Genomic DNA, 23,825 nt, shown 5'->3' with positions numbered 1-23,825 from the left:
CGCGGTTTGACGAACCGCATCGCGCCGTGTTTCGGTAAAAGGCGGTTCGTGCACGGAAGGTGGGATGGGAGCGCTGCACACGCTCGATTACGTCGTGTTGGCGGCGTACGTGGTGGTTGTCATCGTGGTCTGCGCGCGGGTGTCGCGACGCAGTCCTGATTCGGACGAATTGTTCCTCGCCGGACGCACCCTCGGCGCCGGGGTGGTCGGCCTGTCGCTGTTCGCCTCGAACATCTCCTCGACGACCCTGATCGGTCTGCCCGGCGCGGCCTGGTCGTCCGGCATCGCGGTCGCCAACTACGAGTGGATGGCGGCGCTGGTGCTGCTGTTCTCGGCCCTGTTCGTGGTGCCGGTGCTGCTGGGCAACCGCTTGACCACGATCCCCGAGCTGCTGGAACGGCGCTTCGACGCGCGCCTGCGCAAGTACCTGTCGGCGGTCAGCGTGTTCCTGTCGATCGTGCTCGATACCGCCGGCAGCCTGTACGCGGGCGCGGTGGTGCTGAAGGTGTTCTTCCCGGCGCTGCCGCTGGTCGAGACGATCGTCGCGATCGCGCTGTTCGCCGGCCTCTACACCGCCGCCGGCGGCCTGCGCGCGGTGGTCTATACCGACGTGCTGCAGTCGGTCGTGCTGCTGCTGGGATCGGCGGTGCTGACGGTGCTGGTGTTCGCCGAGTTCGACTATTCCTGGGCGAAGGTGGTCGCGGCGGTACCGGCCGACCACATGTCGCTGATCCGGCCGCTCGACGATCCCGACCTGCCGTGGCTGGGCACCCTGATCGGGTTGCCGATCCTGGGCTTCTACTACTGGACGATGAACCAGTACGTCAGCCAGCGGCTGCTGGGGGCGCGCAGCGTCGACGCCGCCGGCAGGGGCGCGATCCTGGCCGCCCTGCTCAAACTGCTGCCGCTGTTCCTGATGGTGCTGCCCGGCGCGATGGCGATCGCGCTGCTGCCGGATCTGCAGCGCGGCGACGAGGTGTTCGCGCGGCTGCTGGCCGAGTACGCGCCGGTGGGGCTGGCGGGCCTGGTCCTGGCCGGCCTGCTGGCGGCGATCATGTCCTCGGTCGACTCGGCGTTGAACTCGGCCTCGACCCTGATCACCCTCGACTTCATCGAACCCCGCCGGCCCGGCCTGGACACCCGCGCGCTGGCCCGGATCGGCCGCACCACGACCCTGCTGCTGATGGCGCTGGCCGCCGCCTGGGCGCCGATGATCGACAACTTCCCGGGCCTGTTCGCCTATCTGCAGCAGACCTTCGCCTACGTGACCCCGCCGCTGGTCGCGGTGTTCGTGCTGGGGCTGTGGTGGAAACGGTTGGCGGCGGGACCGGCGCTGCGCGCGTTGGTCAGCGGGCACGCGCTCAGCGCGGCCTGGTTCGTCGCCACCCAGCTGGGCTGGCTGGACATCCATTTCACCATCGTCGCCGGTGCGTTGCTGGCGGCGACCGTGCTGGCGGCATGGCTGTGGCAGGCGTCCAGCACCCAGCGGCCGGCACCGGATCATCTGGCTGCGGTCGATGCCGGCGCCGCACCGCGGGTCCGCGCGGGCGTGCGCTGGGGCGCGGCGGTCGTGACCGCGCTGACCGCCGCGCTGGTGCTGGCGTTCTGGTGACCGGCGCGCGTCGGTGCGCGCCGGTCGTCCGTCTCAGTCCCGTTCCAGTTCGTAGACGTGCGAACGCTGGCCGCTGCCGGCGGCCTCGACCGCTTCGAGGAACTCGCGGCCCCAGCGCTCGACGTCGTAGCGGCTGACGATGTCGAACAACTGGCGCTGCCGCGATTCGGCCTCGTCGGCCGGCATCGCCAGGGCGTGTTCCAGTCCCAGCATCAGGTCGGCGGTGTCGTGGGGGTTGGTCAGTACCGCGCCCTTGAGTTCGGCGGCGGCGCCGGCGAATTCCGACAGCACCAGCACGCCGGCGCTGTCCTCGACCCCGTGGGCGGCGATGAACTCCTTCGACACCAGGTTGAGGCCGTCGCGCAGCGGGGTGATCCACATCACGTCGGCGGCGGCGTAGTGGGCGACGACCTCGTCGAAGGGCAGGCCACGGGCGAAGAAGCGCACCGGGGTCCAGTCCAGCTGCGCATGGCGGCCGTTGATGCGGCCGACCGCCTGCTCGATCTGGGTCTGCAGCTGGCGGTAGACGGTCATCTCCTGCGCCGCAGGCACGCACACCATCAGCAGGGTGACGGTGCCGCGCAGTTCGGGGCGCTGTTCGAGGATCTTCTCGAACGCCAGCAGCTTCTCCAGCGTGCCCTTGGTGTAGTCCAGTCGTTCGATCGACAGCACCAGCTTGCGGCCGCCGAACTCCTCGCGGATCCGCCCGATGCGGTCGCGCACGTCCTCGCGCGCCAGCATCCCGCGGATGCGGCCCATGTCGGTGCCGACCGGATGCGCGCCGAGCGCGACCTGGCGGTCGCCGACACGGATCGCGGTGGTCATTCGGTCCAGCCCGACCGCGCAGCCGTAGGTCAGGAAGCGCGGCGCGCAGCTCTCGCGCGACACGGTCTCGAACGGCATCGCACCGCGGACCACGTCGACGAAGTTCTCGACCTGGCGCGGGATGTGGAAGCCGATGTAGTCGCACTGCAGCAGGCTGCCGAGGATGTCGCGGCGCCACGGCACCACGTTGAAGACGTCGGCGGACGGGAAGTAGGTGTGATGGAAGAAGGCGATCTTCAGGTCCGGCCGCAGTTCGCGCAGGAAGGCCGGCACCATCCACAGGTTGTAGTCGTGCAGCCACACCGTCGCGCCGTGCGCGGACTCGGCGGCGGCGGCCTCGGCGAACTTGCGGTTGACCTTGAGGAAGGTCCGCCAGTCCTCCTCGCGGAAGCGCGCGCGCTCCCAGAAGGTGTGCAGCATCGGCCAGAACGCTTCCTTGGAGAAGCGCTTGTAGAACGCATCGACCTCGGACTTGCTCAGCTTGACGCGGGCGGCGGTCAGGTTCGGATAGAGCTCGGTATCGACCGTGGTGTGGCTCTGGAACGGCCGCCCCGACTTAGGGTCGTCGATGCTCCAGGCGACCCACGAGCCCTTGCGGCCGCCGCTGAAGAAGCCCAGCAGGCTGGGGATGATGCCGTTGGGCGAGCGCGGCTGGCGGCGTTTGACCTGGCCGTCCTCGAGGTATTCCTCGTACGGCAGCCGGTGGTAGACCATCACCAGCTCGGATTTGCCGAACTTCAGCGAGGCCGGGGTGCTGAGCTGGAGCTCTTCCTCCGGCAGCAGCTTGAACTGGCGGATCGCCTCGAGAATGCCGCCGCAGCCGGGCGCCTTGGCGTGCATCACGTTGGCGAGCTGGCGGGTGGCGCGGGTCAGCGCCTTCTCCGACTCGCCGACCGCCACGCCCTGGAAGCCGGCGGTGAACATCGACAGGTCGTTGAGGGTGTCGCCGGCGACCAGCACCCGCGCGCCCGGGATCCCGAGCTGGTCGGCCAGCGCGGCCAGGGTGCGTCCCTTGTCGGTATCCGGCGGCAGGATGTCGAGATAGCGGTCGGCCGAGTACAGCACCGAGCAGCCGAGCGTGGCGGCGGCGGCCTCGACATCGTCGCGGACCTTCGCCAGCGCCCTGGGCTCGCAGAAGTACGAGCAGCGGCGCTCCTGGGGCACGTCCTGGCGGACCAGGCCGGGAAAGTCGTCGATCAGGTCGGCGACCACGTGTTCGCCCGGCCAGCGTGCGTCGATGGACGCCTGCAGCGGCTGCACCGGTTGCAGGCTGTGGCCATCGACCACGGTCGCGCCGACGTCGCAGATCACGTAGTCGGGGCGGGGCAGGGTCGGGTCCGACAGCAGCGGCATCACCGCCTCCAGGCCGCGGCCGGTGACGAACACCAGGCGGATCTCGGGGTGGCGGTCGACCAGGCGATACAGGTGCTGGCGGTGCTCGGCGCTGCCGGCCAGGAAGGTGCCGTCCAGGTCGGTGGCCAGCATCAGCTTGGGCAGGCGGCCGGCGGCCGGCGTGCCCGTGGGCGGGGTTGGGGAAAGTGTCTGGGGGTCTTTCTGGGTCAATGGATTTCCTTGGTGGGGGCGATGTCTTGGGGCGAGGACGAAGGTCCGTCCCCGGCAGGGTCGTCGTCGCTGTCGGACTGGGCGTCCGGCAACAGCTCAAACGCGGTCGGTGTGGTCCGCAGCATGGCCTGGAACGCGACCGGGTGTTCGAGATCGCGGCGGCGCAGCAGGCGCCGGCCGCCGGCGATCAGCGCGGTGGCGCCCAGCGTCGCGGCGAAGAAGCCCGGCAGCGCGTCGGGTCCGATGCGGGTCATCGCCACGCCGGCCAGGGCCGGTCCGATTGCCGAGCCGATGCCGTTGAGCAGCAACAGGCTGCTGCCGGCCGACAGGGTGTCCTCGGGCGGCAGGTGGTCGAGCAGGTGAGCCATGCAGATCGGGTAGATCGCGAAGGCGAGGCCGCCGAAGGCAAAGAACAGCGCGTACAGGACCGGGCCGGAGCGCCCGGCCGGCAGCATCATCACGACCGCCGCGGCGGCGGCCAGCAGGCAGACCAGGGCGAGGGTGGTGCGGCGGTCGCCGCCGTCCGACAGCCGTCCGATCGGCCACTGCAGCGCCGCGCCGCCGACGATGGTCATGCTCATCAGCAGGGCCACGCCCTGGACATCGAGTCCGATCCGGGTCGCGTACACCGCCGCCAGGCCCCAGAAGCCGCCCAACGCCAGGCCGGCCAGCAGCGCGCCCAGCGCGGCGGCCGGCGCCGCGTGGTACAGCGCCTTCAGCGCCAGCCGCGGCATCGGCGGCAGCTCGGGCTGGGTCATCCGGCTCGCGGTCACCGGCAGCGCCGCCAGGCACACCAGCACCGCGACCAGGCTGAACAGCACGAAGCCGGCGGGAGCCGACACTCCGATCAGCCATTGGCCGGCGGCCAGGGCGAACAGGTTGACCGCCATGTAGACCGCGAACACCTGGCTGCGCTGCGCCGGCGGCGCCTGCACGTTCAGCCAGCTTTCGATCACCGTGTACAGGCCGACCAGGGCGATGCCGGTCAGCAGGCGCAGCACGCTCCAGGCCCAGGGCGAGACGAAGATCGCGTGCAACAGCACGGTCGCCGCGCACAGTGCGGCGTAGAACGCGAACGCGCGGATGTGGCCGATCCGCTGGATCAGGCCCGGCGCGGCGTAGGTGCCGAGGAAGAAACCGACGAAGTAGGCCGACATCACCAGGCCCAGGGTCTGGTCGTCGAAGCCCTCGATCCGCCCACGCACCGCCAGCAGCGTGCCGAGCAGGCCGCTGCCCATCAGCAGAAGCGCCACGCCGACGAGCAGCGCGGCCAGGGGGCGTACGATCGCGATCATGGCCGGTGATTCCGATCCAATAGCTCTGATCCGGCTCTTTGCGGGCAAGCCCCGTATCCTAACAAATTGAAAAATCAGGAATATTGCCGCCATTCAGGGCGGCCGGAGCGGTTGCCGGACGGGCCCGGGCGGCGGGCGCGGACGCCGGCGCGAGCGCCGTCCGGGCTTGAAACCGCGGCGCCTGGCCCCAGAATGCGCAGGCAGCGTGTTCCGGGCCCCGCGCTGCGCCGTAGCCGCCGCCCGTTACCTGCCGTCCGATCCGCCATGCCGATCTATGCCTTCGAGTGCGCCGCCTGCGGCCACAGTTTCGACCGCCTGCAGAAGCTCTCCGATGCCGATCCCAGCCAGTGCCCGGCCTGCGGCGCGGGCGAGGTCCGGCGCCAGCTGACCGCGCCGCAGTTCCGCCTCGCCGGCGGGGGCTGGTACGAGACCGATTTCAAGAAGGACGGCGACAAGAAGCGCAACCTGGCCGGCGACGCCGGCAAGTCCGGAGCCGGCAAGAGCGATGGGGGCAAGGGCGACTCGGGCAAGAGCGATACCGCCAAGACCCCGGCGCCGGCCAAGTCCGGGACCACGACGGCCGGCTGAGCGCGGTATCCGCCCGCCGGGCGACTGTAGGAGCGGCGCAAGCCGCGATGCAGCCGGCACGAGAAGGCCCGATCGCGGCTTGCGCCGCTCCTGCGGCACTGTTGGCGGCGACCGCGGGCGGAAAGCCGGCCGATCAGCCGTTAAACTATCCGGCTTTCCGCGTTCCATCCGCGGCCCATGTCCGGAGCCCCCATGCGTACCCATTACTGCGGCCTCATCGACGAGGCCCTGATCGGCCAGACCGTCACCCTGTGCGGCTGGGCCGACGTCGCCCGCGATCTCGGCGGCCTGTGCTTCATCGATCTGCGCGACCACGAAGGCATCGTCCAGGTCGTCGCCGAGCCGGAACAGGGCGTCGACGGCAATGCCGAGGTGATCGCGACCGCGGCGAAGGTCGGCTACGAGGACTGCCTGCGGATCACCGGCGAGGTGCGCCGTCGCGAGTCGCCGAACGCGAAGATCGCGACCGGCCAGGTCGAGGTCGTCGCCCGCCGCATCGAAGTGCTGAACAAGGCCGAGCCGCTGCCGTTCCACGCCCACGAGAACCCGGGCGAGGACATCCGCCTGCAGTACCGCTATCTGGACCTGCGCACCCCCGAGATGCAGCGCAAGATGCGCACCCGCACGAAGCTGGTGCAGGCGCTGCGCCGCTGGCTGGACGGGCGCGGCTTCCAGGACATCGAGACTCCGATCCTGACCAAGGCCACGCCGGAGGGCGCGCGCGACTTCCTGGTGCCGGCGCGGATGCATCCGGGCGAGTTCTACGCGCTGCCGCAGTCGCCGCAGCTGTTCAAGCAGATCCTGATGGTGGCCGGCTTCGACCGCTACTACCAGATCGCGCGCTGCTTCCGCGACGAGGCCCTGCGCGCCGACCGCCAGCTGGAGTTCACCCAGCTCGACATGGAGTTCGCCTGGGTGTCCGAGCGCGACGTCCAGGACGCCACCGAAACCATGATCCGCGACGTGTTCCGCGAGGTCGTCGAGGTCGAGCTGGGCCAGTTCCCGCGCATGACCTGGGCCGAGGCGATGCGTCGCTACGGTTCCGACAAGCCGGACCTGCGCATCGCCCTGGAGCTGGTCGATGTCGACGTCCAGGTGAAGGACTCGCAGTTCAAGGTGTTCACCGACTGGGCCGGGGTCGACGGCGGCCGCGTCTGCGCGCTGCGCATCCCCGGCGGCGCTTCGCTCAGCCGCAAGCAGATCGACGAGTACGCCGCGCACGCGGCCAAGTACGGCGCGCGCGGGCTGGCCTACATCAAGCTGTCGGACAGCGGCGAGGTGTCCTCGCCGATCGCCAAGTTCTTCGACGAGGCGCAGTTCTCCGCCCTGCTGGCCGAGGTCGGCGCCGGCAACGGCGACATCGTGTTCTTCGGCGCCGGCCAGTACGGCACGGTCAGCGACTTCATGGGCGCGCTGCGGCTCAAGGCCGGTCGTGACTTCGGCCTGGTCGAGGCCGGCTGGCGCCCGCTGTGGGTCACCGACTTCCCGATGTTCGAATGGGACGCCGAGGCCGGGCGCCACGTCGCCCTGCACCATCCGTTCACCGCGCCGGCGGTGGACGATGTCGAGGACCTGCGCGCGAACGCCAAGACCGCGGTCAGCCGCGGCTACGACATGGTCCTCAACGGCAACGAGATCGGCGGCGGCTCGATCCGTATCCACCGCCCGGCGATGCAGTCGGCGGTGTTCGAGCTGCTGGGCATCGGCAAGGAGGAGGCGGAGGCCAAGTTCGGTTTCCTGCTCGATGCGCTGCGCTACGGTGCGCCGCCGCACGGCGGCATCGCCTTCGGCATCGATCGCATCGCCGCGCTGATGGCCGGCACCGAGTCGATCCGCGACGTGATCGCATTCCCCAAGACCACCACCGCGCAATGCCTGATGACCGGCGCGCCGTCGCCGATCGCGGACGCGCAGCTGGCCGAGGTGCACGTCGCGGTGAGGCCGAAGGCGGAAGGCTGAGTCGGTTCTTCACGCCTGAGGCCCGGCACGGGCACGGTGGCGATAGTGTGACCGTCATCGCGTTATGCGCGGCCGCGGGCGCTGCGCTAGGGTGGGCGCGCAGGCATGGCCTGCACATCAACCCTTCGATTCGAAAGGAGTTCGGAACGATGAAAGCGATGAAGAAGACCCTCTCCGTACGCAGGATCGTGCTGGCCGCGGCGCTGTTCGCCGTGACCATCGCCCTGGCCGGCAACGCGCTGGCGCGTTATCCGGCGCTGGGCGTGGAGTGGGGCGAGGTGACTTACTACGACGGCAACGGCAACCCGATCGGCGGCATGCGGATCGAGTGCGACGGCTACGTGGCGACCTGGGGATCGACCGACGGCAACCGCGGGCCGATGATGATCTACCCCTGCCATTGATCCCGGGTGGATCGCAGTTGTGCGAACGGGCGGCCCAATGGCCGCCCGTTCTTCGTTGAACCGCGTGCCGGAATGGTCCCGGCGGCGCAGGCGCGGCGTTTCCGCGGCATTCGGACGGGGCGCGACGTTTCCGCGACATTCAGACGGGGCGCGACGTTTCCGCCCCGGTCGCACGTATATGCACAATGAGCGGGCACGAACCGCGCCATCGATCCATGCATACCGATTCCGGAGCCATCGAGATGAACGTCCGTAGCGTTTTTCGAACAACCGCGCTGGCGATCCTGCTGCTCGCGGGCACGCAGGCCGCGGCGCGCACCGTGACCGACCCCGAACGTCCGCGCCAACTGGAAGGCGAGGACCCGGTCAGCGTGAGCTGGGACGACCCGGCCGGCTTCAGCGAGATCCGCTACAGCGGCAATCGCTGGGAGGCCGAGCAGGGCAACTGGGTCGAGGAACTGGCCCGCTACATCCGCGAGCGCGCCGGCAGGGCGCTGCCGGCAGGCCAGCGCATCGACATCCGCATCACCGACATCGACCGTGCCGGCGACTACGAGCCCGGGCGCGGGGTGGACGGCGACCGTATCCGGGTGGTTCGCGATATCTACCCGCCGCGCCTGTCGTTGAGCTTCACCCGCTACGACGCCAGCGGCCAGGTGATCGCGCAGGGCGAACGGCGGCTGACCGACCTGGGCTACCTGCATCGCGCGAGCCGCCGCTTCGGCAACGACCCGTTGGGCCATGAGAAGCGCCTGGTCGACGACTGGGTCAACGCCGAACTGAGGGTGCCGGGCGCCTGAGGCCGGCCCGGCGTCCGCATCCTTCGCGGGCAAGGCCGCGCAAGCCGCGGGAGCGGGGCGTTGTCGCCCGCGGTGGCTTTGCCCGACACTGCCGGGCATGAGTGATGACGCCGCCTCCACCGAACGCCTGTTGCTGCTGCACGGTATCTGGAACGCCAGATCCTGGATGACCCCGCTGGCGCGACGCATGCGCGGGCACGGCTTCCGGGTCGAGATATTCGGGTATCCGAGCATCTTCGGCGGCCCCGAGCCGGCCGTCGACGCCCTGATCGAGCGTCTGCGCGAAGGCCCGCCCGTGCATCTGGTCGGCCACAGCCTCGGCGGCATGGTCGGCATGGAGGCGCTGCGACGCGTGCCTGAGCTGCCGGTCGCGCGGATGGTCTGTCTGGGGTCGCCGCTGTGCGGCAGCGCGACCGCCCGCAGCCTGGGGCGGCGGGCATGGACCGGACTGGTGCTGGGCCGCAGCGGCCCGCTGCTGCAGCGTGGTTGCGAGCCCTGGCGGGGCCATCCGCCGGTGGGCATGGTCGCCGGCAACATCGCGCGCGGCCTGGGGCGGCTGGTGACCCGGTTCGACGGCGAGTCCGATGGCACCGTGGCCCTGGCCGAGACCCGCCTGCCGGGCCTGGCCGACCACTGCGTGGTGCCGGCCAGCCATACCGGTCTGGCGTTCTCGGCCGATGCCGCCGCCCAGGCCGCCCACTTCCTGCGCAACGGGCGGTTCCTGCACGAGGCCTGAGGCTTGCCTATAATTGCGCGCCGCAGCATGGCCCGACCCGGGCCGGCCCATCCGGGCCGACTCCGGTACGGCGATTCCCGAAACCAGGCAAGCGATCCAGGACACCATGGCCGGTCATTCCAAGTGGGCCAACATCCAGCACCGCAAGGGCGCACAGGACGCCAAGCGCGGCAAGATGTTCACCAAGATCATCCGCGAGATCTCCGTCGCCGCGCGAGCCGGCGGGGGCGATCCCGCCAACAACCCGCGTCTGCGCACCGCGATCGACAAGGCGCTGGGCGCGAACATGAGCAAGGACGTGGTCGAGCGCGCGGTCAAGAAGGCGACCGGCGAGCTGGAGGGCGTCAGCTACGAGGAGATCCGCTACGAGGGCTACGCGCCGGGCGGGGTCGCGGTGATCGTCGACTGCCTGACCGACAACAAGGTCCGCACCGTCGCCGACGTGCGCCACGCGTTCGGCAAGTTCGGCGGCAATCTCGGCACCGACGGCTCGGTCGCCTTCATGTTCCGCAAGCTCGGCGTGCTCAGCTTCGCGCCGGGAGCGGACGAGGACGCGATCACCGAGGCGGCGATCGAGGCCGGTGCCGAAGACGTGGTGGCCTATCCGGAGGACGGATCGATCGACGTACTGACCTCGCCGGAGGGATTCGAGGCGGTGCGCGAGGCGATGACCGCCGCCGGCATCGAGGTTGCCCAGGCCGAGATCACCTACCGCGCCGACAACGACGTCGCGGTCGAGGGCGAGACCGCGCAGCAGGTCGCCAAGCTGCTGGACTGGCTGGAGGACCTGGACGACGTGCAGAACGTCTACTCCAATGCCGAACTGGGTGAGGACGCCTACGCGTAATCCGCGTAGGCTCGACGTCGTGACCTGGTTTCATCCAAGGCAGGAGGCGGTCGGGATGCCGTCCACGAGGACGACGACCCATTGCCGCGACGGGTCGTGCCGCGAGGTGCATGCACGGATGCGCCCGGCGATCCGCATCCCCGCGGCCCCTCGGCTCCGGGCGCTTTGTGCCCCGCATTCCCGGCGATCGGTCCAATGACCCGCATCCTCGGCATCGACCCCGGCTCGCAGCGCACCGGCATCGGTGTGATCGACGTCGCCGCCGACGGCCGCTGCCGCTACGTGCATGCCGATGTGCTCAAGCTGCTGTCCGCCGAGGACTTCCCGTCCCGGCTCGGGTTGCTGTGCGAGGGCCTGGAGGCGGCGCTGGAGCAGTGGCGCCCCGACCAGGTCGCGATCGAGACGGTATTCATGGACAAATCGGCGACTTCGGCGCTGAAGCTGGGCCATGCCCGCGGCGCGGCGCTGGCGACGGTGGTGAGGCGGCGTCTGCCGATCAGCGAATACGCGCCGCGGGTGATCAAGCAGTCGCTGGTCGGTCGCGGCGCGGCCGACAAGGACCAGGTCCAGCACATGGTGCGGCTGCTGTTGAACCTCGGCGATGCCAAGTTGCAGGCCGATGCCGGCGATGCGCTGGCGATCGCGCTGACCCATGCGCACATGAGCGCGACCGCCGGCCGCACCGGCATCGCGGTCAATCAGTTGCGGAGGCGGAGGTGAGCACTTTCGTGTCGCGATCCATCGTGCCCGCGGCGGGCACGATGCCATCAACCATGCGGGAGACTGCCGCATGGCAATCCATCCGCGCCCGCGTCTGGGGGGACAGGCAATGATCGGTCGTCTGAAAGGCATCCTGGTGCACAAACAGCCGCCGTGGCTGGTGATCGACGTCAACGGCGTCGGCTACGAGCTGGAGGCGCCGATGAGCACCTTCTACGACCTGCCCGAGCTGGGCCGCGAGGTCGCGCTGTTCACCCATTACGCGCAGAAGGAGGACAGCGTTTCGCTGTACGGCTTCATGCGCGAATCCGAGCGACGCCTGTTCCGTGACGTGCAGAAAGTGTCCGGGATCGGCGCCAGGATCGCCCTGGCGGTGCTGTCGGGCGTCAGCGTCGACGAGTTCGCGCGGCTGGTGCAGGCCGGCGACGTGACCGCGCTGACCCGGATTCCCGGCATCGGCAAGAAGACCGCCGAGCGCATCGTGGTCGAGCTGCGCGACCGCGCCGCCGACCTGGCCGGTGGCGGCGTGGCGGCGAGCGGCGGGATTCCCGCCGATGCCCAGAGCGAGGCGGTCATCGCGCTGCAGCAACTGGGCTACAAGCCGGCCGAGGCCGCACGCATGGCCAAGGCCGCCTTCGAGAACGGCGACGACGCCGCCACCATCATCCGCAAGGCCCTGAAGTCCGCGCTGCGCTGACCGACAGGCGCGCATCACGTCCCCGATTGCTGACCCCATGAACGCTTCCACGACTCCAGCACCGTCCCGGCAGGGTGAACACGACACCAGTCTGCGGGGCCTGATGGTCGGCGCGATGGCCGTCGTCTTCGGCGACATCGGCACCAGCCCGCTGTACACCCTGAAGGAAGCCTTCTCGCCGCACTACGGCCTGCAGCCCAACCACGACAACGTGCTCGGCCTGCTGTCGCTGGTGTTCTGGTCGCTGATGCTGGTGGTCGCGCTCAAGTACGTGACCGTGATCCTGCGCGCCGACAACGAGGGCGAGGGCGGCATCATGGCGCTGATGGCGCTGGCCCAGCGCAGCCTGTCCAAGGGCTCGCGTTCGGTCTACGTGATCGGCCTGGTAGGCATCTTCGGCGCGGCGCTGTTCTTCAGCGATGGCGTGATCACCCCGGCGATCTCGGTGCTGGCGGCGGTGGAGGGCCTGGAGGTGGTGTCGCCGGAGCTGGAAGTGATCGTGATACCGGTCACCCTGGTGGTCCTGATCGCCTTGTTCGCGCTGCAGCGCCACGACACCGCGCGGGTCGCCCGGCTGGTGTTCGGGCCGATCGCCGGGATCTGGTTCCTGACCCTGGCGGTGCTGGGCATCGCCGACATCCTGCACGCGCCGGAGGTGCTGAAGGCGGTCAATCCGCTGTGGGCGGCGCGTTTCTTCGCCGATCACGCCTGGGGCGGCATCTTCATCCTCGGCGCGGTGATCCTGGCGGTCACCGGCGGCGAGGCGATCTACACCGATCTGGGCCGCTTCGGTGCCCGCCCGATCCGTCGCGCCTGGTACTTCTTCGTGCTGCCGTCGCTGATGCTCAACTACCTGGGGCAGGGCGCGCTGGTGCTGGAGAACCCGATCGCCGCGCGCAACCCGTTCTACATGGGCGTGCCGGAGTGGGGTCTGATCCCGTTGATCGTGCTGTCGACCGCGGCCACGGTGATGGCCTCGCAGGCGGTGATCACCGGCGGCTTCTCGGTCGCCCAGCAGGCGATGCAGCTGGGCTACATCCCGCGCATGACCGTGCGCCACACCTCCAGCCACAACATCAGCCAGATCTACATCCCCGGCATCAACTGGACGATGATGGTGATCGTGGTCGGGCTGGTGATCGGTTTCGGCAGCTCGTCGGCGCTGGCCAATGCCTACGGCGTGTCGATGTCGATGACGATGCTGATCGACACCGTGCTGCTGGCAGTGGTCGCGCGTGCGCTGTGGCCGCGCTGGCGGGTCTGGGTGCTGCCGTTCTGCCTGGCCCTGCTGTGCATCGACCTGGCGTTCTTCGTCGCCAATTTCGTCAAGATTCCGCAGGGCGGCTGGTTCCCGTTCGCACTGGGCATCGTGCTGTTCACGATGCTGCGGACCTGGCGCCGCGGCCGCAAGCTGCTGCGCGCCGAGATCCAGAAGGAGGGCATCGATCTGCGCACCTTCCTGCCCAGCCTGATGCTGGCGCCGCCGGTGCGGGTGCCGGGGACGGCGGTGTTCCTGACCGCCGACAAGAACGTGGTGCCGCATGCGTTCCTGCACAACCTCAAGCACAACAAGGTGCTGCACGAGCAGAACGTGTTCCTGACCGTGGCCACCCTCAACGTGCCGTATTCGCACAAGCGGGTGATCGTCGAGAAGATCGGCGACGGATTCTACAAGGTGCTGCTGCGGTTCGGTTTCATGGAGACGCCGGACGTGCCGCTGGCGCTGATGCAGACCTGCGACGTCTGCGACCTGACCATGGACCCGATGGACACCACCTACTTCCTCAGCCGCGAGAGCATCGTCGCCTGCGCCCGCCGCGACGGCATGCCGATCTGGCGCGACAAGCTGTTCGCCACCATGCATCGCAACGCGGCGCCGGTCGCCGGCTACTTCCACATCCCCGGCAACCGCCTGGTCGAGCTCGGCACCCAGGTCGAGATCTAGCGTCGGAACAGGCCTTGGGGTCGGCGCAAGCCGCGATCGACCTTCCGGGGAAAGCATCGCGGCTTGCGCCGCTCCCACGCGTCTGCGGACGCCGTGCCGCGGCTCACTCCAGCGCGGCGAACTTCTCGATCAGGTTGGTCGGGCCGGAGATCACCAGGATATCGCCGGGTTCGACATAGGTGTCGGCCTGGGCGTAGATGAAATCGGCGTGGCGGCGCTTGATCCCGACCACGGTGATGCCGTGCTTCTGGCGCAGGTTGGACTCGCTCAGGGTCTTTTCGAGCGATTCGTCCGGGGCGCGGGTCTTGGCGATCGCGAAGCCGTCCTCGAACTCGAGGAAGTCCATCATCTTGCCGGTGACCAGGTGGGCGACGCGTTCGCCCATCGCCGCCTCCGGATGGACCACGTGGTGGGCGCCGGTGCGCTCCAGGATCAGGCCGTGGCGGGTGCCGGTGGCCTTGGCCCAGATGTCGCGCAGGCCCAGCTCCTCAAGCGCCAGCACGGTCAGCACGCTGGCCTCGATGTCGCTGCCGATCGCGACCACCGCGTGCTGGATATGGTTCATGCCCAGCTGGCGCAGCACCTCGGCGTCGGTGGCGTCGGCCTGGACCACGTGGGTCAGGCGATCGGCCCACTTCTGCACCAGTTCGGCGTTGGAGTCGATGCCCAGGACCTCGTGGCCCATGCGCATCAGGGATTCGGCCACCGCGCCGCCGAAGCGGCCCAGGCCGATGACCGCGACGCTGTCGCTCTGGATGGGGGGTTTGGGGCCAGTCTTCATGCTCGGTCCGGTCCGCGCCGGGACACGTGCGCCCGGGATGCAGGAAACAGTGGGGGAGTGTATGCCAATACGCGTGCGGGCTCAGCCAACGATCGGGCGCTCCTCCGGATAGCGGTACAGGCGCCGTCGCGCGCGCAGCGCCAGGCCGGTGGCCAGGGTCACCGAGCCGACACGGCCGATGAACATCATGGCGATCACGATGCACTGCCCGGCCGGCGGCAACTGGCCGGTGATGCCGGTCGACAGGCCGACGGTGGACACCGCCGACACCGACTCGAAGATCACGTCGTGCAGCGGCAGGTCGGTCACGCTCAGCAGCGCCAGGGTGCCGAACGACAGCACCGCCATCGCCATCAGCACCACGGTCAGCGCCAGCCGCAGGGTTTCGTTGGGGATGCGGCGGCCGAAGGCGATGGTGTCGGTCTCGTTGCGGATCTCCGACCACACCGCGAAGCCCAGCAGGAAGAAGGTGGTCAGTTTGATGCCGCCGGCGGTACTGGCGCTGCCGCCGCCGATGAACATCAACGCCCAGGTCGCGGCCTGGCTTTCGATCGTCATCGCGCCGGTGTCGATCGAGTTGAAGCCGGCGGTGCGCGCGGTGATCGAGCCGAACAGCACGCTCAGCAGCTTGCCCTCCAGTCCCATCGGGGCGAGGGTCGCGGGGTTGTTCCATTCGTAGAGCGCCAGCACCAGCGCGCCGCACAGCGCCAGGATGCCGGTGCCGAGCACGGTGATCTTGCTGTGCACCGACCAGCGCCGGTAGTCGAACATCTTGTGCCGCAGCTCGTACAGCACCGGGAAGCCGACCCCGCCCAGCAGCACCGCCAGGCTGACCGGGATCATCACCCAGGCGTCGCTGGCGAAATCCATCAGGCTGCTCGACCACAGCGCGAAGCCGGCGTTGTTGAATGCCGATATCGCGTGGAACACGCCCTCCCAGGCGGCCAGCCCGAAGCTGTAGTCGTAGCCGAAGTACAGGCGCAGGGTCAGCACCACGGCGGCGCTGGCCTCGACCAGGAAGGTGGTCAGCAGCACGATCCGGACCACGCCGCCGACATTGCCCAGGCCCAGCCGGGTCTCGGCCTGGGCGGCGACGCGGGTGCCCAGGTTGAGGCGCCCGGCGACCAGCATGCCCATCAGGGTGGCGCCGGCCATGATGCCGAAGCCGCCGATCTGGAACAGGCTCATGATCACCACGTGACCGAACGTCGACCAGTAGTGCGGGGTGTCGACCACCACCAGTCCGGTCACGCAGACCGCCGAGGTCGAGGTGAACAGCGCGGTCAGCAGCGGGGTCGCGGTCCCGTCGGCACGCGCCGCCGGCAGCATCAGCAGTCCGGTGCCGACCAGGATGATGACGAGGAAGGCCAGCGGGATCAGGCGGGCTGGATGTCGTAGGCCATGTCGCTGCACGGTGGGTATCCGGGCCGGCGCCTTGGCGGCGCCGCGTGGCGCGCATTCTGCCACAGCCGCCGCCGGCCCGGCCCGGGCGCCAAGCCGCGGCGGCGGCCGGGCCCGGACAGGCTGTCTCCGGATGCGCTCTCATGCGACCATGCGCGGATGAGTGAGGAACGCATCATCGCCGCCGACGCCACCCGCGAGGACGACGCCGTCGAGGCCTCGATCCGCCCCAAGCGGCTGGACGAGTATCTCGGCCAGGCGCCGGTGCGCGAGCAGATGAAGATCTACATCGAGGCCGCCAGGGGCCGCGGCGAGGCGCTCGACCACGTGCTGATCTTCGGGCCTCCGGGGCTGGGCAAGACCACCCTCAGCCACGTGATCGCCAACGAACTGGGGGTCAACCTGCGGGTGACCTCGGGCCCGGTGATCGAGAAGGCCGGCGACCTGGCCGCGCTGCTGACCAACCTGCAGCCGCACGACGTGCTGTTCGTCGACGAGATCCACCGCCTGTCGCCGGTGGTCGAGGAAGTGCTGTACCCGGCGATGGAGGACTTCCAGATCGACATCATGATCGGCGAGGGCCCGGCCGCGCGTTCGATCAAGCTCGACCTGCCGCCGTTCACCCTGATCGGGGCGACCACCCGCGCCGGCCTGCTGACCGCGCCGCTGCGCGATCGCTTCGGCATCGTCCAGCGGCTGGAGTTCTACAACGCCGAGGAGCTGACGAGGATTGTGCGGCGATCGGCGCAGATCCTCGGTATCGACTGCGCCGCCGAGGGCGCCGCCGAGATCGCCAACCGTTCGCGCGGCACTCCGCGCATCGCCAACCGCCTGCTGCGGCGGGTACGCGACTACGCCCAGGTCCGTGCCGGCGGTTCGATCACCCGCGAGGTCGCCGACGCCGCCACCGCGATGCTGAAGGTCGACGCGCAGGGCTTCGACGAGCTCGACCGGCGCCTGCTGCTGACCATCATCGAGAACTTCGACGGCGGTCCGGTCGGGGTCGAGTCGCTGGCCGCGGCGCTCAGCGAGGAGCGCGGCACGCTGGAGGACGTGATCGAGCCCTACCTGATCCAGCAGGGCTTCCTGGTGCGCACCGCGCGCGGCCGCATGGCGACGGCGCGGGCCTACCGGCATGTCGGGCTGAAGCCGCGCGGCGACCGCCAGGACCTGTTCGAGGCCGGCGGATGACCGTGTTCCCCGTTCCGGATTTCTTCTCCCGTGCTTAAAGCAATGTTCAGCCATCCTGTCAGGGTTTACTGGGAAGATACCGACGCCGGGGGCGTGGTCTACCACGCCCAGTACGTGGCGTTCCTGGAACGCGCACGGACCGAATGGATGCGGGCGCACGGTCACGGCCAGGAACGCCTGCGCAGCGAGCACGACCTGGTGTTCGCGGTGCGGGCGATGGCGGTGGACTTCCTGCGGCCGGCGCGGCTGGACGATGCGCTGCAGGTGTCGGCGGGGCTGGCCCAGTGCCGCCGCGCCAGCCTGGTGTTCGCACAGGAGGTGCGCCGCGACGGCGAGTTGCTGCTGACCGCGCAGGTGCGCGTCGCGGCGCTGGAGGCGGGCAGTTTCCGCCCGCGGCCGATCCCCGGGCCGCTGTACGGGCTGCTGAAGGCGCTGGAACTGGCGCCGGAGGCGGACACAACCGGTGCGTGACCCCACGCGCCGACCCCACAACGACTGATAGCAAGCCCTGCGGGGCGCGGAGAAACCAAGCATGACCCCATTGCCGAGCGCGCTGTTGGCCACCGTCGTGGAGCCGCTGCCCGAAGAGGCGGTCGATGCCGCCGGTCAGGTCGCCTCGCAGGCCGCCGCCGCGACCGGAGGCGATCTCAACATCCTGCAGCTGATCCTGCACGCCAGCCTGCCGGTGCAGGCGGTGATGCTGCTGCTGGTGTTCGCCTCGATCGCGTCGTGGATCATCATCTTCCGCAAGAAGCGGGTGCTCGACCGCGCCGAGCGCGAGGCCGACCAGTTCGAGGAGCGGTTCTGGTCCGGCGCCGAGCTGAGCAAGCTGTACTCCGGCACCACCGAGCGTCATCGCGACATCGCCGGCCTGGAGGCGATCTTCGAGGCCGGCTTCCGCGAGTTCGGCCGTCAGCGCCAGCGCCGCGGCATCGACAGCAAGACCCAGCTTGAAGGCGCCCAGCGCGGCATGCGGGTGGCGGCCTCGCGCGAGCTGGACGGGCTGGAGCACAACCTGGAGTTCCTCGCCAACGTCGGTTCGATCTCGCCGTACATCGGCCTGTTCGGCACCGTGTGGGGGATCATGATTTCCTTCCACGGCCTGGCCAACATGAAGGAAGCGACGATCGCCACGGTCGCGCCGGGCATCTCCGAGGCGCTGGTCGCCACCGCGATGGGCCTGTTCGCGGCGATCCCGGCGGTCTGGGCCTACAACCGCTTCGCGACCAAGGTCGAGCGCATCGGCGGCCGTTACGACGCCTTCGCCGACGAGTTCTCCTCGATCCTCGAACGTCAGTCCCAGGACTGACCCCAAAGGCGGCATCGAGCCGTTCCGCTTCCCGAATACGAGAGGATCCCCATGTCCGGCATCGCCGCGCGCCGCAGGCGCAAGCGCAAACTCAAGGCCGAGATCAACGTCGTCCCCTACATCGACGTGATGCTGGTGCTGTTGATCATCTTCATGGTCACCGCGCCGCTGCTCAACCTGGGCGTCGACATCGAGCTGCCCAAGTCCAACGCCAAGTCGATGCAGGAGAAGAAGGACCCGATCGTGGTCAGCGTCGACATCGACGGCAATTACTTCCTGACCGTGGAGGCCGGCAGCAACGAGGCGCTGACCGCGACCGAGCTGCAGGCCAAGATGGCCGCCATCGTCGGCCAGAATCCCAGCGTGCCGGTGTTCGTCGCCGGTGACGGCAAGGCCAACTACCAGAAGGTCATGGACGCGATGGTCCTGCTGCAGGAAGCGGGGGTCGAGCGCGTCGGCCTGATGAGCCAGCCGCAGGATCGCCGCTGATGCGCGAAACGCGCGCCGACACCACGCTGGCCGTCGTTCTGGCGATCGGACTGCACCTGCTGTTGCTGGTGCTGTTGCTGCTGGGCGTGTTCTGGCAGCGCAACAACCCGCAGGTGCAGGCGATGGGCTCGCCGATCTCGGCCGAACTGGTCGATGCCAACGCGCTGTCGCAGGCGATGCAGCGCACCCTGAGCGAGCGCCCCGAGCCGGCCCCGCCGGAGGTCGAGCCGCCGCCGCCGGCCGAGGAGGAGACCGCGCCGCCGCCGCAGCCGCTGCCGACGCCGCTGGTCGAGGACGCGCCGACCCCGCCGCAGCCGGAGGCGCAGGAGTTCATCCCCGAGCCGGACGCCGTCGACCAGGACGAGGTCACCGACCAGCCGACCCCGACCCCGACCGACGAGACCCAGGTCCAGGAGGCCAAGCAGCGCCAGGACCAGATCGACCTGACCGAGCGCAAGCGCCAGGAGGAGGCCGAGCGCAAGCGCCGCCTCGCCGAGCAGGCCGAGGCCGAGCGCCAGGCCAAGCTGGCCGAGATCCGCCGCCAGCGCGAGGCGCTCCAGCGCGAGGCGCGGCTGGCCGAGCAGAAACTCAAGCAGATCGCAGACGCCCAGGCCCGCACCGCCTCCGACACCGCCGCCGCCGCGGCGCCGGCCGGCCAGGGCGGCCAGGACACCGATCTGCTGGCCCGCTACCAGGCCGCGCTGACCCAGGCGATCCTGGCCAAGTGGACCCGTCCGGAGACCGTGCCGCTGGGCGCGCGCTGCCGGCTGGTGATCCGCCAGCTGCCCGGTGGCGAGGTGATGAGCGCCGAGGTGTCATCGCCGTGCGCCTACGATGAGCAGGGCCGCCGGTCGATCGAGGCGGCGGTGCTGAAGGCCCAGCCGTTGCCGTTCGCCGGCTTCGAGCCGGTGTTCCAGCGCACCCTGATCCTGAACTTCGAGGCCCGCGACCGCTGACAGGCCGCTCTTCTGCCCATTCAGCTTTGAGCCAGCGTTCACGTCGAAGCTGTTAACACTCCACGTTCAATTCCGGGAATACCGATGAAACGACTCCTGAGCCGGGCCCATCCAGCACGCGTCCTGCCCATGCTCGCGGTGCTGCTGGCACTGCTGCCGTTCGCCGCCTCCGCCCAGCAGGGCCTGGAGCTGGACATCGTCGGCGGCAATGCGGCGGCACTGCCGGTGGCGGTGGTGCCGATGCCGTACCAGGGCAGCGCGGCCGCGCCGGAGACCGATGTCGCCGCGGTGATCGCCGCCGATCTCAACCGTTCCGGCCAGTTCCGCAGCCTCGCCGCCGACCGGGTGATCGAACGCCCGACCCGCGGCAGCGAGGTCAACTATCCGACCTGGCGCGCGCTCAACCAGGACTATCTGGTGGTCGGCCGGGTGGTCGACGGCAGCGGCGGCAGCTACCGGATCGAGTACGAGCTGTTCGACGTCGCCAGCCAGGAGCGGCTGCTCGGCTTCGCGATGACCGCGCGTCCGGCGGCGATGCGCGATGCCGCCCACCAGATCGCCGACGCGATCTACGAGAAGGTCCTGGGCGTGCGCGGCGCGTTCTTCACCCGCATCGCCTATGTGACCGCGACCGGCACCGGCCGCAGCACCAAGTACGCGCTGGTGGTCGCCGATTCGGATGGCTACAACCCGCAGACGGTGGTGAACTCCTCCGAACCGCTGCTGTCGCTGTCGTGGAGCCCGGACGGCAACCGCCTGGCCTATGTCAGCTTCGAGGGCGGCAATTCCTCGATCTACATCCAGAACATCGGCAGCGGCGGCCGCGAGCTGGTCGCCAAGTTCCGCGGCATCAACGGTGCCCCGGCGTTCTCGCCGGACGGCAACCGGCTGGCCCTGACCCTGTCCAAGTCCGGCAACCCGGAGATCTATGTGATGGACCTGGGCAGCCGCGCGCTGACCCAGCTGACCAACCACTTCAGCATCGACACCGAGCCGACCTGGAGCGCCGACGGCAGCACCGTCTATTTCACCTCCGACCGTGGCGGCCGCCCGCAGATCTACCAGGTCGCGGCGACCGGCGGCAGCGCCAGCCGGGTCACCTTCCAGGGCAATTACAACGCCAGCGCCGACGTCTCCTTCGACGGCAAGAAGATGGTCACCGCCCAGGGCAGCGGCAACACCTACCGGATCGCGATGATGGACAGCAGCCTCGGCTCGCCGCGCTGGAGCACGCTGTCGCCGGGTTCGCTGGATGAGTCGCCGAGCTTTGCCCCCAATGGCGCGATGATCATTTATGCTGCGCGCGAGGGCCGCAGGGGGGTGCTGTACGCCGTCTCAGCCGATGCCCGGGTGCGCCAGCGCCTGGTGTTGGCCGACGGTGACGTCCGTGAACCGGCCTGGGGGCCGTACCGACTGAAACGTTGAAGCCAATGTGCTTTCCCCGACGTGCACGGGGTCCGATGCATGAACTGAAGGAAACAACCGCCAGGTCGGTACGACCCGGTCCAAGAGACCAGAGCCAACCCGTTCAAGAACGCAGTCCCATTCCGCGAATCAATCTGTCCCACGCAACGACGAGGAACAACCATGAACAGCATCACCCCGGCCACCATCGGCAAGACCGTTCTCGCCGCCGTCCTGTGCACGGCCGCCGTGGCCTGCTCCAAGAAGGTCAAGGAAGTGCCACCGACCGACACCACCCCGACCACTCCGGTGCAGCCGACCCAGCCGGTCGCTTCCGGCGCCTACGGTCCTGAAGACCTGGACACCGACGCCTGCCTGCGCCAGCGCGTGGTCTACTTCGACTTCGACCAGGATTCGCTGCGTCCGGAGTTCCAGGCCATCGTCGCCTGCCACGCCAAGTACCTGCGTGACCGTCCGACCTCGCGCATGACCCTGGAAGGCAACGCCGACGAGCGCGGCAGCCGCGACTACAACGTCGGCCTCGGCGAGCGCCGCGGCAACGCGGTGTCCTCGGCGATCCAGGCCAACGGTGGCTCGGGCAGCCAGCAGACCGTGGTCAGCTACGGCGAGGAGCGTCCGGTCTGCACCGAGTCCAACGAGGACTGCTGGGCCCGCAACCGCCGCGTCGAGATCGTCTACACCGCCAAGTAAGGCGGCAGGATGTCGATGATGTCGATGCGTCACCTGCTCGCAACGTCGATGCTCGCGGCGGCCCTCGTGGCCGCCGCACCGGCGTCGGCGCAGCGCATGAGCCTGGCCGACCGGGTCGCGCAGCTGGAACAGCGCGCCGCCGACAACCAGGCCAACGTCGATCTGCTCAACCAGGTCAACCAGCTCAAGACCGAGGTGCAGGCGCTGCGCTCGCAGGTCGAGGAGCTGAACCACCAGTTGAAGCAGCAGCAGGACAGCGGCAAGGCCCAGTACCTGGACCTGGATGGACGCCTGAACCGCCTGGAAGGCGGGCAGGGCGCTCCGGTCGCGCCGGCGGACAGCGGCGACACCCCGGCACCGTCGCCTTCGGCGGCGGTCCGGGACACGCCGCCCTCGGTCTATGGCGATCCCGGCACCCTGGCCCAGGGCGCCGACGAGCGCAGCGCCTACGACGCCGCGTTCGATGCCCTGAAGACCGGCGAGTACGCGCAGTCGGCCAACCTGTTCCAGGCCTTCCTGCAGCAGTATCCGAACGGCGCCTATGCGCCGAACGCGCTGTACTGGCTCGGCGAGAGCTACTACGTCACCGGCAACTATCCGTTGGCGATGGGCCAGTTCCAGGCCCTGCTGGAGCGCTTTCCGACCCACGACAAGGCCCCCGGCGCCCTGCTCAAGCTGGGGTTGTCGCAGTACGGCATGGAGCGGGTCGACGAGGCCGAGCGCACCCTGTCGAGTGTGACCGAGCGCTATCCGGGCACCGATGCGGCACGCACCGCGGCCGACCGCCTCAGCGCGATCCAGCTGAACCGTCTGCGCTGAACACCGTGCCCGGCGCGCCCCGGGCGGCGGTGTCCGCTAGAATTTCCCGATGAGTACCGTGACCGCCGATGCGGCCGCCGCGTCGCCGGACCGGCTGCGCATCACCGAAATATTCCTGTCCCTGCAGGGCGAGTCGCGCAGCATCGGCTGGCCGACCGTGTTCGTGCGCCTGACCGGCTGCCCGCTGCGCTGCCAGTACTGTGACACCGCCTACGCCTTCCATGGCGGCGAATGGCGGACGATCGACGCGATCCTCGACGAGGTCGCCGGCCACGGCGCCCGCCACGTCTGCGTGACCGGCGGCGAGCCGCTGGCGCAGAAGCGCTGCATCGGTCTGCTGGAGCGGCTGTGCGACGCCGGTTACGAAGTGTCGCTGGAGACCTCCGGCGCGCTGGACATCGGCGCGGTCGACCCGCGCGTGTCGCGGGTGCTCGACATCAAGACCCCCGGTTCGGCCGAGGTCGGGCGCAACCTGTGGTCGAACCTAGCCCTGCTGACCGCCCACGACCAGGTCAAGTTCGTGATCTGCTCGCGCGAGGACTACGACTGGGCGCGCGGCATCGTCGCCGAGCACGACCTGAGTGCCCGTTGCGACGTGCTGTTCTCGCCGAGCTTCAGCCAGGTCGATGCCAGTGCGCTGGCCGACTGGATCGTCGCCGACCGTCTGCCGGTGCGCTTCCAGCTGCAACTGCACAAGCTGCTCTGGAACGACGAGCCGGGCCGCTAGCCGCGCGCGGTCGCGGCGCCGTCGTGCGGTGGCCGCAACGTCCAGA

23 protein-coding genes are annotated in these 23,825 nt (G+C 69.5%); 19 read left to right on the top strand and 4 right to left on the bottom strand.

Annotated features, from left to right (window positions below; all coding sequences use genetic code 11):
- Positions 1-64 precede the first annotated feature (64 nt).
- On the top strand, positions 65-1,612 hold the full coding sequence (locus C9I47_RS13790) for a sodium:solute symporter family transporter (protein WP_111267260.1): 1,548 nt from the start codon (positions 65-67) through the stop codon (positions 1,610-1,612).
- Between the two features lie 33 nt (positions 1,613-1,645).
- Here the strand turns inward: C9I47_RS13790 and ggpS are convergent, their stop codons facing one another.
- Together ggpS and C9I47_RS13780 are read right to left on the bottom strand one after the other, a co-directional pair.
- On the bottom strand, positions 1,646-4,000 hold the full coding sequence (ggpS, locus tag C9I47_RS13785) for a glucosylglycerol-phosphate synthase (RefSeq protein WP_223250145.1): 2,355 nt from the start codon (positions 3,998-4,000) through the stop codon (positions 1,646-1,648).
- Positions 3,997-5,295, bottom strand: a complete 1,299-nt coding sequence (locus C9I47_RS13780) for an MFS transporter (RefSeq protein WP_111267259.1) — start codon at positions 5,293-5,295, stop codon at positions 3,997-3,999. Before C9I47_RS13780 ends, ggpS begins: the two co-directional genes overlap by 4 nt.
- 264 nt (positions 5,296-5,559) lie before the next feature.
- Here C9I47_RS13780 and C9I47_RS13775 point away from each other — a divergent pair, with 264 nt between their 5' ends.
- The 9 genes from C9I47_RS13775 (at position 5,560) to C9I47_RS13735 (ending at position 13,991) form a co-directional block, all read left to right on the top strand.
- Positions 5,560-5,883, top strand: a complete 324-nt coding sequence (locus C9I47_RS13775) for an FmdB family zinc ribbon protein (protein ID WP_111267258.1) — start codon at positions 5,560-5,562, stop codon at positions 5,881-5,883.
- A 192-nt stretch (positions 5,884-6,075) separates the two neighbouring features.
- Positions 6,076-7,842 carry an aspartate--tRNA ligase gene (gene aspS, locus C9I47_RS13770; protein ID WP_111267257.1) on the top strand — a complete coding sequence of 589 codons (1,767 nt, stop codon included), beginning with the start codon at positions 6,076-6,078 and terminating at the stop codon, positions 7,840-7,842.
- A 158-nt stretch (positions 7,843-8,000) separates the two neighbouring features.
- Positions 8,001-8,246 carry a DUF6289 family protein gene (locus tag C9I47_RS13765; protein WP_111267256.1) on the top strand — a complete coding sequence of 82 codons (246 nt, stop codon included), beginning with the start codon at positions 8,001-8,003 and terminating at the stop codon, positions 8,244-8,246.
- A gap of 242 nt (positions 8,247-8,488) precedes the next feature.
- Positions 8,489-9,046, top strand: coding sequence for a DUF3016 domain-containing protein (locus tag C9I47_RS13760; RefSeq protein ID WP_111268150.1), 558 nt, complete (start codon positions 8,489-8,491; stop codon positions 9,044-9,046).
- Between the two features lie 97 nt (positions 9,047-9,143).
- A complete protein-coding gene (locus C9I47_RS13755) occupies positions 9,144-9,782 on the top strand; it encodes an esterase/lipase family protein (protein ID WP_111267255.1) in 639 nt (212 codons plus the stop codon).
- Between the two features lie 106 nt (positions 9,783-9,888).
- Positions 9,889-10,629 carry a YebC/PmpR family DNA-binding transcriptional regulator gene (locus C9I47_RS13750; RefSeq protein ID WP_111267254.1) on the top strand — a complete coding sequence of 247 codons (741 nt, stop codon included), beginning with the start codon at positions 9,889-9,891 and terminating at the stop codon, positions 10,627-10,629.
- Positions 10,630-10,824: 195 nt separating this feature from the next.
- On the top strand, positions 10,825-11,349 hold the full coding sequence (gene ruvC / locus C9I47_RS13745) for a crossover junction endodeoxyribonuclease RuvC (protein ID WP_111267253.1): 525 nt from the start codon (positions 10,825-10,827) through the stop codon (positions 11,347-11,349).
- A gap of 109 nt (positions 11,350-11,458) precedes the next feature.
- Positions 11,459-12,046, top strand: a complete 588-nt coding sequence (gene ruvA / locus C9I47_RS13740) for a Holliday junction branch migration protein RuvA (RefSeq protein ID WP_111267252.1) — start codon at positions 11,459-11,461, stop codon at positions 12,044-12,046.
- A 37-nt stretch (positions 12,047-12,083) separates the two neighbouring features.
- Positions 12,084-13,991, top strand: coding sequence for a potassium transporter Kup (locus C9I47_RS13735; RefSeq protein WP_111267251.1), 1,908 nt, complete (start codon positions 12,084-12,086; stop codon positions 13,989-13,991).
- Positions 13,992-14,094: 103 nt separating this feature from the next.
- On the opposite strand, the gene C9I47_RS13730 is transcribed toward C9I47_RS13735, so the two are convergent.
- Both C9I47_RS13730 and C9I47_RS13725 read right to left on the bottom strand, forming a co-directional pair.
- Positions 14,095-14,772 (bottom strand): potassium channel family protein, encoded by a 678-nt coding sequence (locus C9I47_RS13730; protein WP_111267250.1) that lies wholly within the window; start codon positions 14,770-14,772, stop codon positions 14,095-14,097.
- A gap of 81 nt (positions 14,773-14,853) precedes the next feature.
- Positions 14,854-16,185 carry a TrkH family potassium uptake protein gene (locus C9I47_RS13725; RefSeq protein WP_111267249.1) on the bottom strand — a complete coding sequence of 444 codons (1,332 nt, stop codon included), beginning with the start codon at positions 16,183-16,185 and terminating at the stop codon, positions 14,854-14,856.
- A 147-nt stretch (positions 16,186-16,332) separates the two neighbouring features.
- Between C9I47_RS13725 and ruvB the strand changes: the two genes are divergently transcribed.
- From ruvB to queE, 9 genes are all read left to right on the top strand, one after another.
- Positions 16,333-17,364: a Holliday junction branch migration DNA helicase RuvB gene (gene ruvB, locus C9I47_RS13720; RefSeq protein WP_111267248.1), complete on the top strand. Its 1,032-nt coding sequence runs from the start codon at positions 16,333-16,335 to the stop codon at positions 17,362-17,364.
- A gap of 42 nt (positions 17,365-17,406) precedes the next feature.
- Positions 17,407-17,835 carry a tol-pal system-associated acyl-CoA thioesterase gene (ybgC, locus tag C9I47_RS13715; protein WP_111267247.1) on the top strand — a complete coding sequence of 143 codons (429 nt, stop codon included), beginning with the start codon at positions 17,407-17,409 and terminating at the stop codon, positions 17,833-17,835.
- 61 nt (positions 17,836-17,896) lie between these two features.
- A complete protein-coding gene (gene tolQ / locus C9I47_RS13710; RefSeq protein WP_111267246.1) occupies positions 17,897-18,673 on the top strand; it encodes a protein TolQ in 777 nt (258 codons plus the stop codon).
- Positions 18,674-18,724: 51 nt separating this feature from the next.
- Complete coding sequence (gene tolR / locus C9I47_RS13705) at positions 18,725-19,162, top strand: protein TolR (protein WP_111267245.1); 438 nt, start codon at positions 18,725-18,727, stop codon at positions 19,160-19,162.
- Positions 19,162-20,118, top strand: a complete 957-nt coding sequence (tolA, locus tag C9I47_RS13700) for a cell envelope integrity protein TolA (RefSeq protein ID WP_111267244.1) — start codon at positions 19,162-19,164, stop codon at positions 20,116-20,118. Before tolR ends, tolA begins: the two co-directional genes overlap by 1 nt.
- Before the next feature lie 84 nt (positions 20,119-20,202).
- Positions 20,203-21,543, top strand: a complete 1,341-nt coding sequence (gene tolB, locus C9I47_RS13695) for a Tol-Pal system beta propeller repeat protein TolB (protein WP_407067482.1) — start codon at positions 20,203-20,205, stop codon at positions 21,541-21,543.
- A 162-nt stretch (positions 21,544-21,705) separates the two neighbouring features.
- The gene (gene pal, locus C9I47_RS13690) at positions 21,706-22,233 is read left to right on the top strand and encodes a peptidoglycan-associated lipoprotein Pal (protein WP_111267242.1); all 528 of its coding nucleotides are present in this window, start codon (positions 21,706-21,708) and stop codon (positions 22,231-22,233) included.
- 24 nt (positions 22,234-22,257) lie between these two features.
- A complete protein-coding gene (gene ybgF, locus C9I47_RS13685; RefSeq protein WP_111268149.1) occupies positions 22,258-23,052 on the top strand; it encodes a tol-pal system protein YbgF in 795 nt (264 codons plus the stop codon).
- Positions 23,053-23,101: 49 nt separating this feature from the next.
- A complete protein-coding gene (gene queE, locus C9I47_RS13680; RefSeq protein WP_111267241.1) occupies positions 23,102-23,779 on the top strand; it encodes a 7-carboxy-7-deazaguanine synthase QueE in 678 nt (225 codons plus the stop codon).
- Positions 23,780-23,825: the final 46 nt, after the last annotated feature.

It is taken from the genome of Marilutibacter maris, assembly GCF_003233695.1.
Classification (GTDB): domain Bacteria; phylum Pseudomonadota; class Gammaproteobacteria; order Xanthomonadales; family Xanthomonadaceae; genus Marilutibacter; species Marilutibacter maris.
Note: the sequence above shows the minus strand (reverse complement) of the source record. Positions and strands in the feature narration are given on the sequence as shown.

Coding starts and splice junctions, on each gene's coding strand:
- C9I47_RS13790 (WP_111267260.1), top strand. CDS start 65: ATGGGAGCGCTGCACACGCTCGATTACGTCGTGTTGGCGGCGTACGTG.
- C9I47_RS13780 (WP_111267259.1), bottom strand. CDS start 5,295: ATGATCGCGATCGTACGCCCCCTGGCCGCGCTGCTCGTCGGCGTGGCG.
- C9I47_RS13775 (WP_111267258.1), top strand. CDS start 5,560: ATGCCGATCTATGCCTTCGAGTGCGCCGCCTGCGGCCACAGTTTCGAC.
- aspS (WP_111267257.1), top strand. CDS start 6,076: ATGCGTACCCATTACTGCGGCCTCATCGACGAGGCCCTGATCGGCCAG.
- C9I47_RS13765 (WP_111267256.1), top strand. CDS start 8,001: ATGAAGAAGACCCTCTCCGTACGCAGGATCGTGCTGGCCGCGGCGCTG.
- C9I47_RS13760 (WP_111268150.1), top strand. CDS start 8,489: ATGAACGTCCGTAGCGTTTTTCGAACAACCGCGCTGGCGATCCTGCTG.
- C9I47_RS13755 (WP_111267255.1), top strand. CDS start 9,144: ATGAGTGATGACGCCGCCTCCACCGAACGCCTGTTGCTGCTGCACGGT.
- C9I47_RS13750 (WP_111267254.1), top strand. CDS start 9,889: ATGGCCGGTCATTCCAAGTGGGCCAACATCCAGCACCGCAAGGGCGCA.
- ruvC (WP_111267253.1), top strand. CDS start 10,825: ATGACCCGCATCCTCGGCATCGACCCCGGCTCGCAGCGCACCGGCATC.
- ruvA (WP_111267252.1), top strand. CDS start 11,459: ATGATCGGTCGTCTGAAAGGCATCCTGGTGCACAAACAGCCGCCGTGG.
- C9I47_RS13735 (WP_111267251.1), top strand. CDS start 12,084: ATGAACGCTTCCACGACTCCAGCACCGTCCCGGCAGGGTGAACACGAC.
- C9I47_RS13730 (WP_111267250.1), bottom strand. CDS start 14,772: ATGAAGACTGGCCCCAAACCCCCCATCCAGAGCGACAGCGTCGCGGTC.
- ruvB (WP_111267248.1), top strand. CDS start 16,333: ATGAGTGAGGAACGCATCATCGCCGCCGACGCCACCCGCGAGGACGAC.
- ybgC (WP_111267247.1), top strand. CDS start 17,407: ATGTTCAGCCATCCTGTCAGGGTTTACTGGGAAGATACCGACGCCGGG.
- tolQ (WP_111267246.1), top strand. CDS start 17,897: ATGACCCCATTGCCGAGCGCGCTGTTGGCCACCGTCGTGGAGCCGCTG.
- tolR (WP_111267245.1), top strand. CDS start 18,725: ATGTCCGGCATCGCCGCGCGCCGCAGGCGCAAGCGCAAACTCAAGGCC.
- tolA (WP_111267244.1), top strand. CDS start 19,162: ATGCGCGAAACGCGCGCCGACACCACGCTGGCCGTCGTTCTGGCGATC.
- tolB (WP_407067482.1), top strand. CDS start 20,203: ATGAAACGACTCCTGAGCCGGGCCCATCCAGCACGCGTCCTGCCCATG.
- pal (WP_111267242.1), top strand. CDS start 21,706: ATGAACAGCATCACCCCGGCCACCATCGGCAAGACCGTTCTCGCCGCC.
- ybgF (WP_111268149.1), top strand. CDS start 22,258: ATGCGTCACCTGCTCGCAACGTCGATGCTCGCGGCGGCCCTCGTGGCC.
- queE (WP_111267241.1), top strand. CDS start 23,102: ATGAGTACCGTGACCGCCGATGCGGCCGCCGCGTCGCCGGACCGGCTG.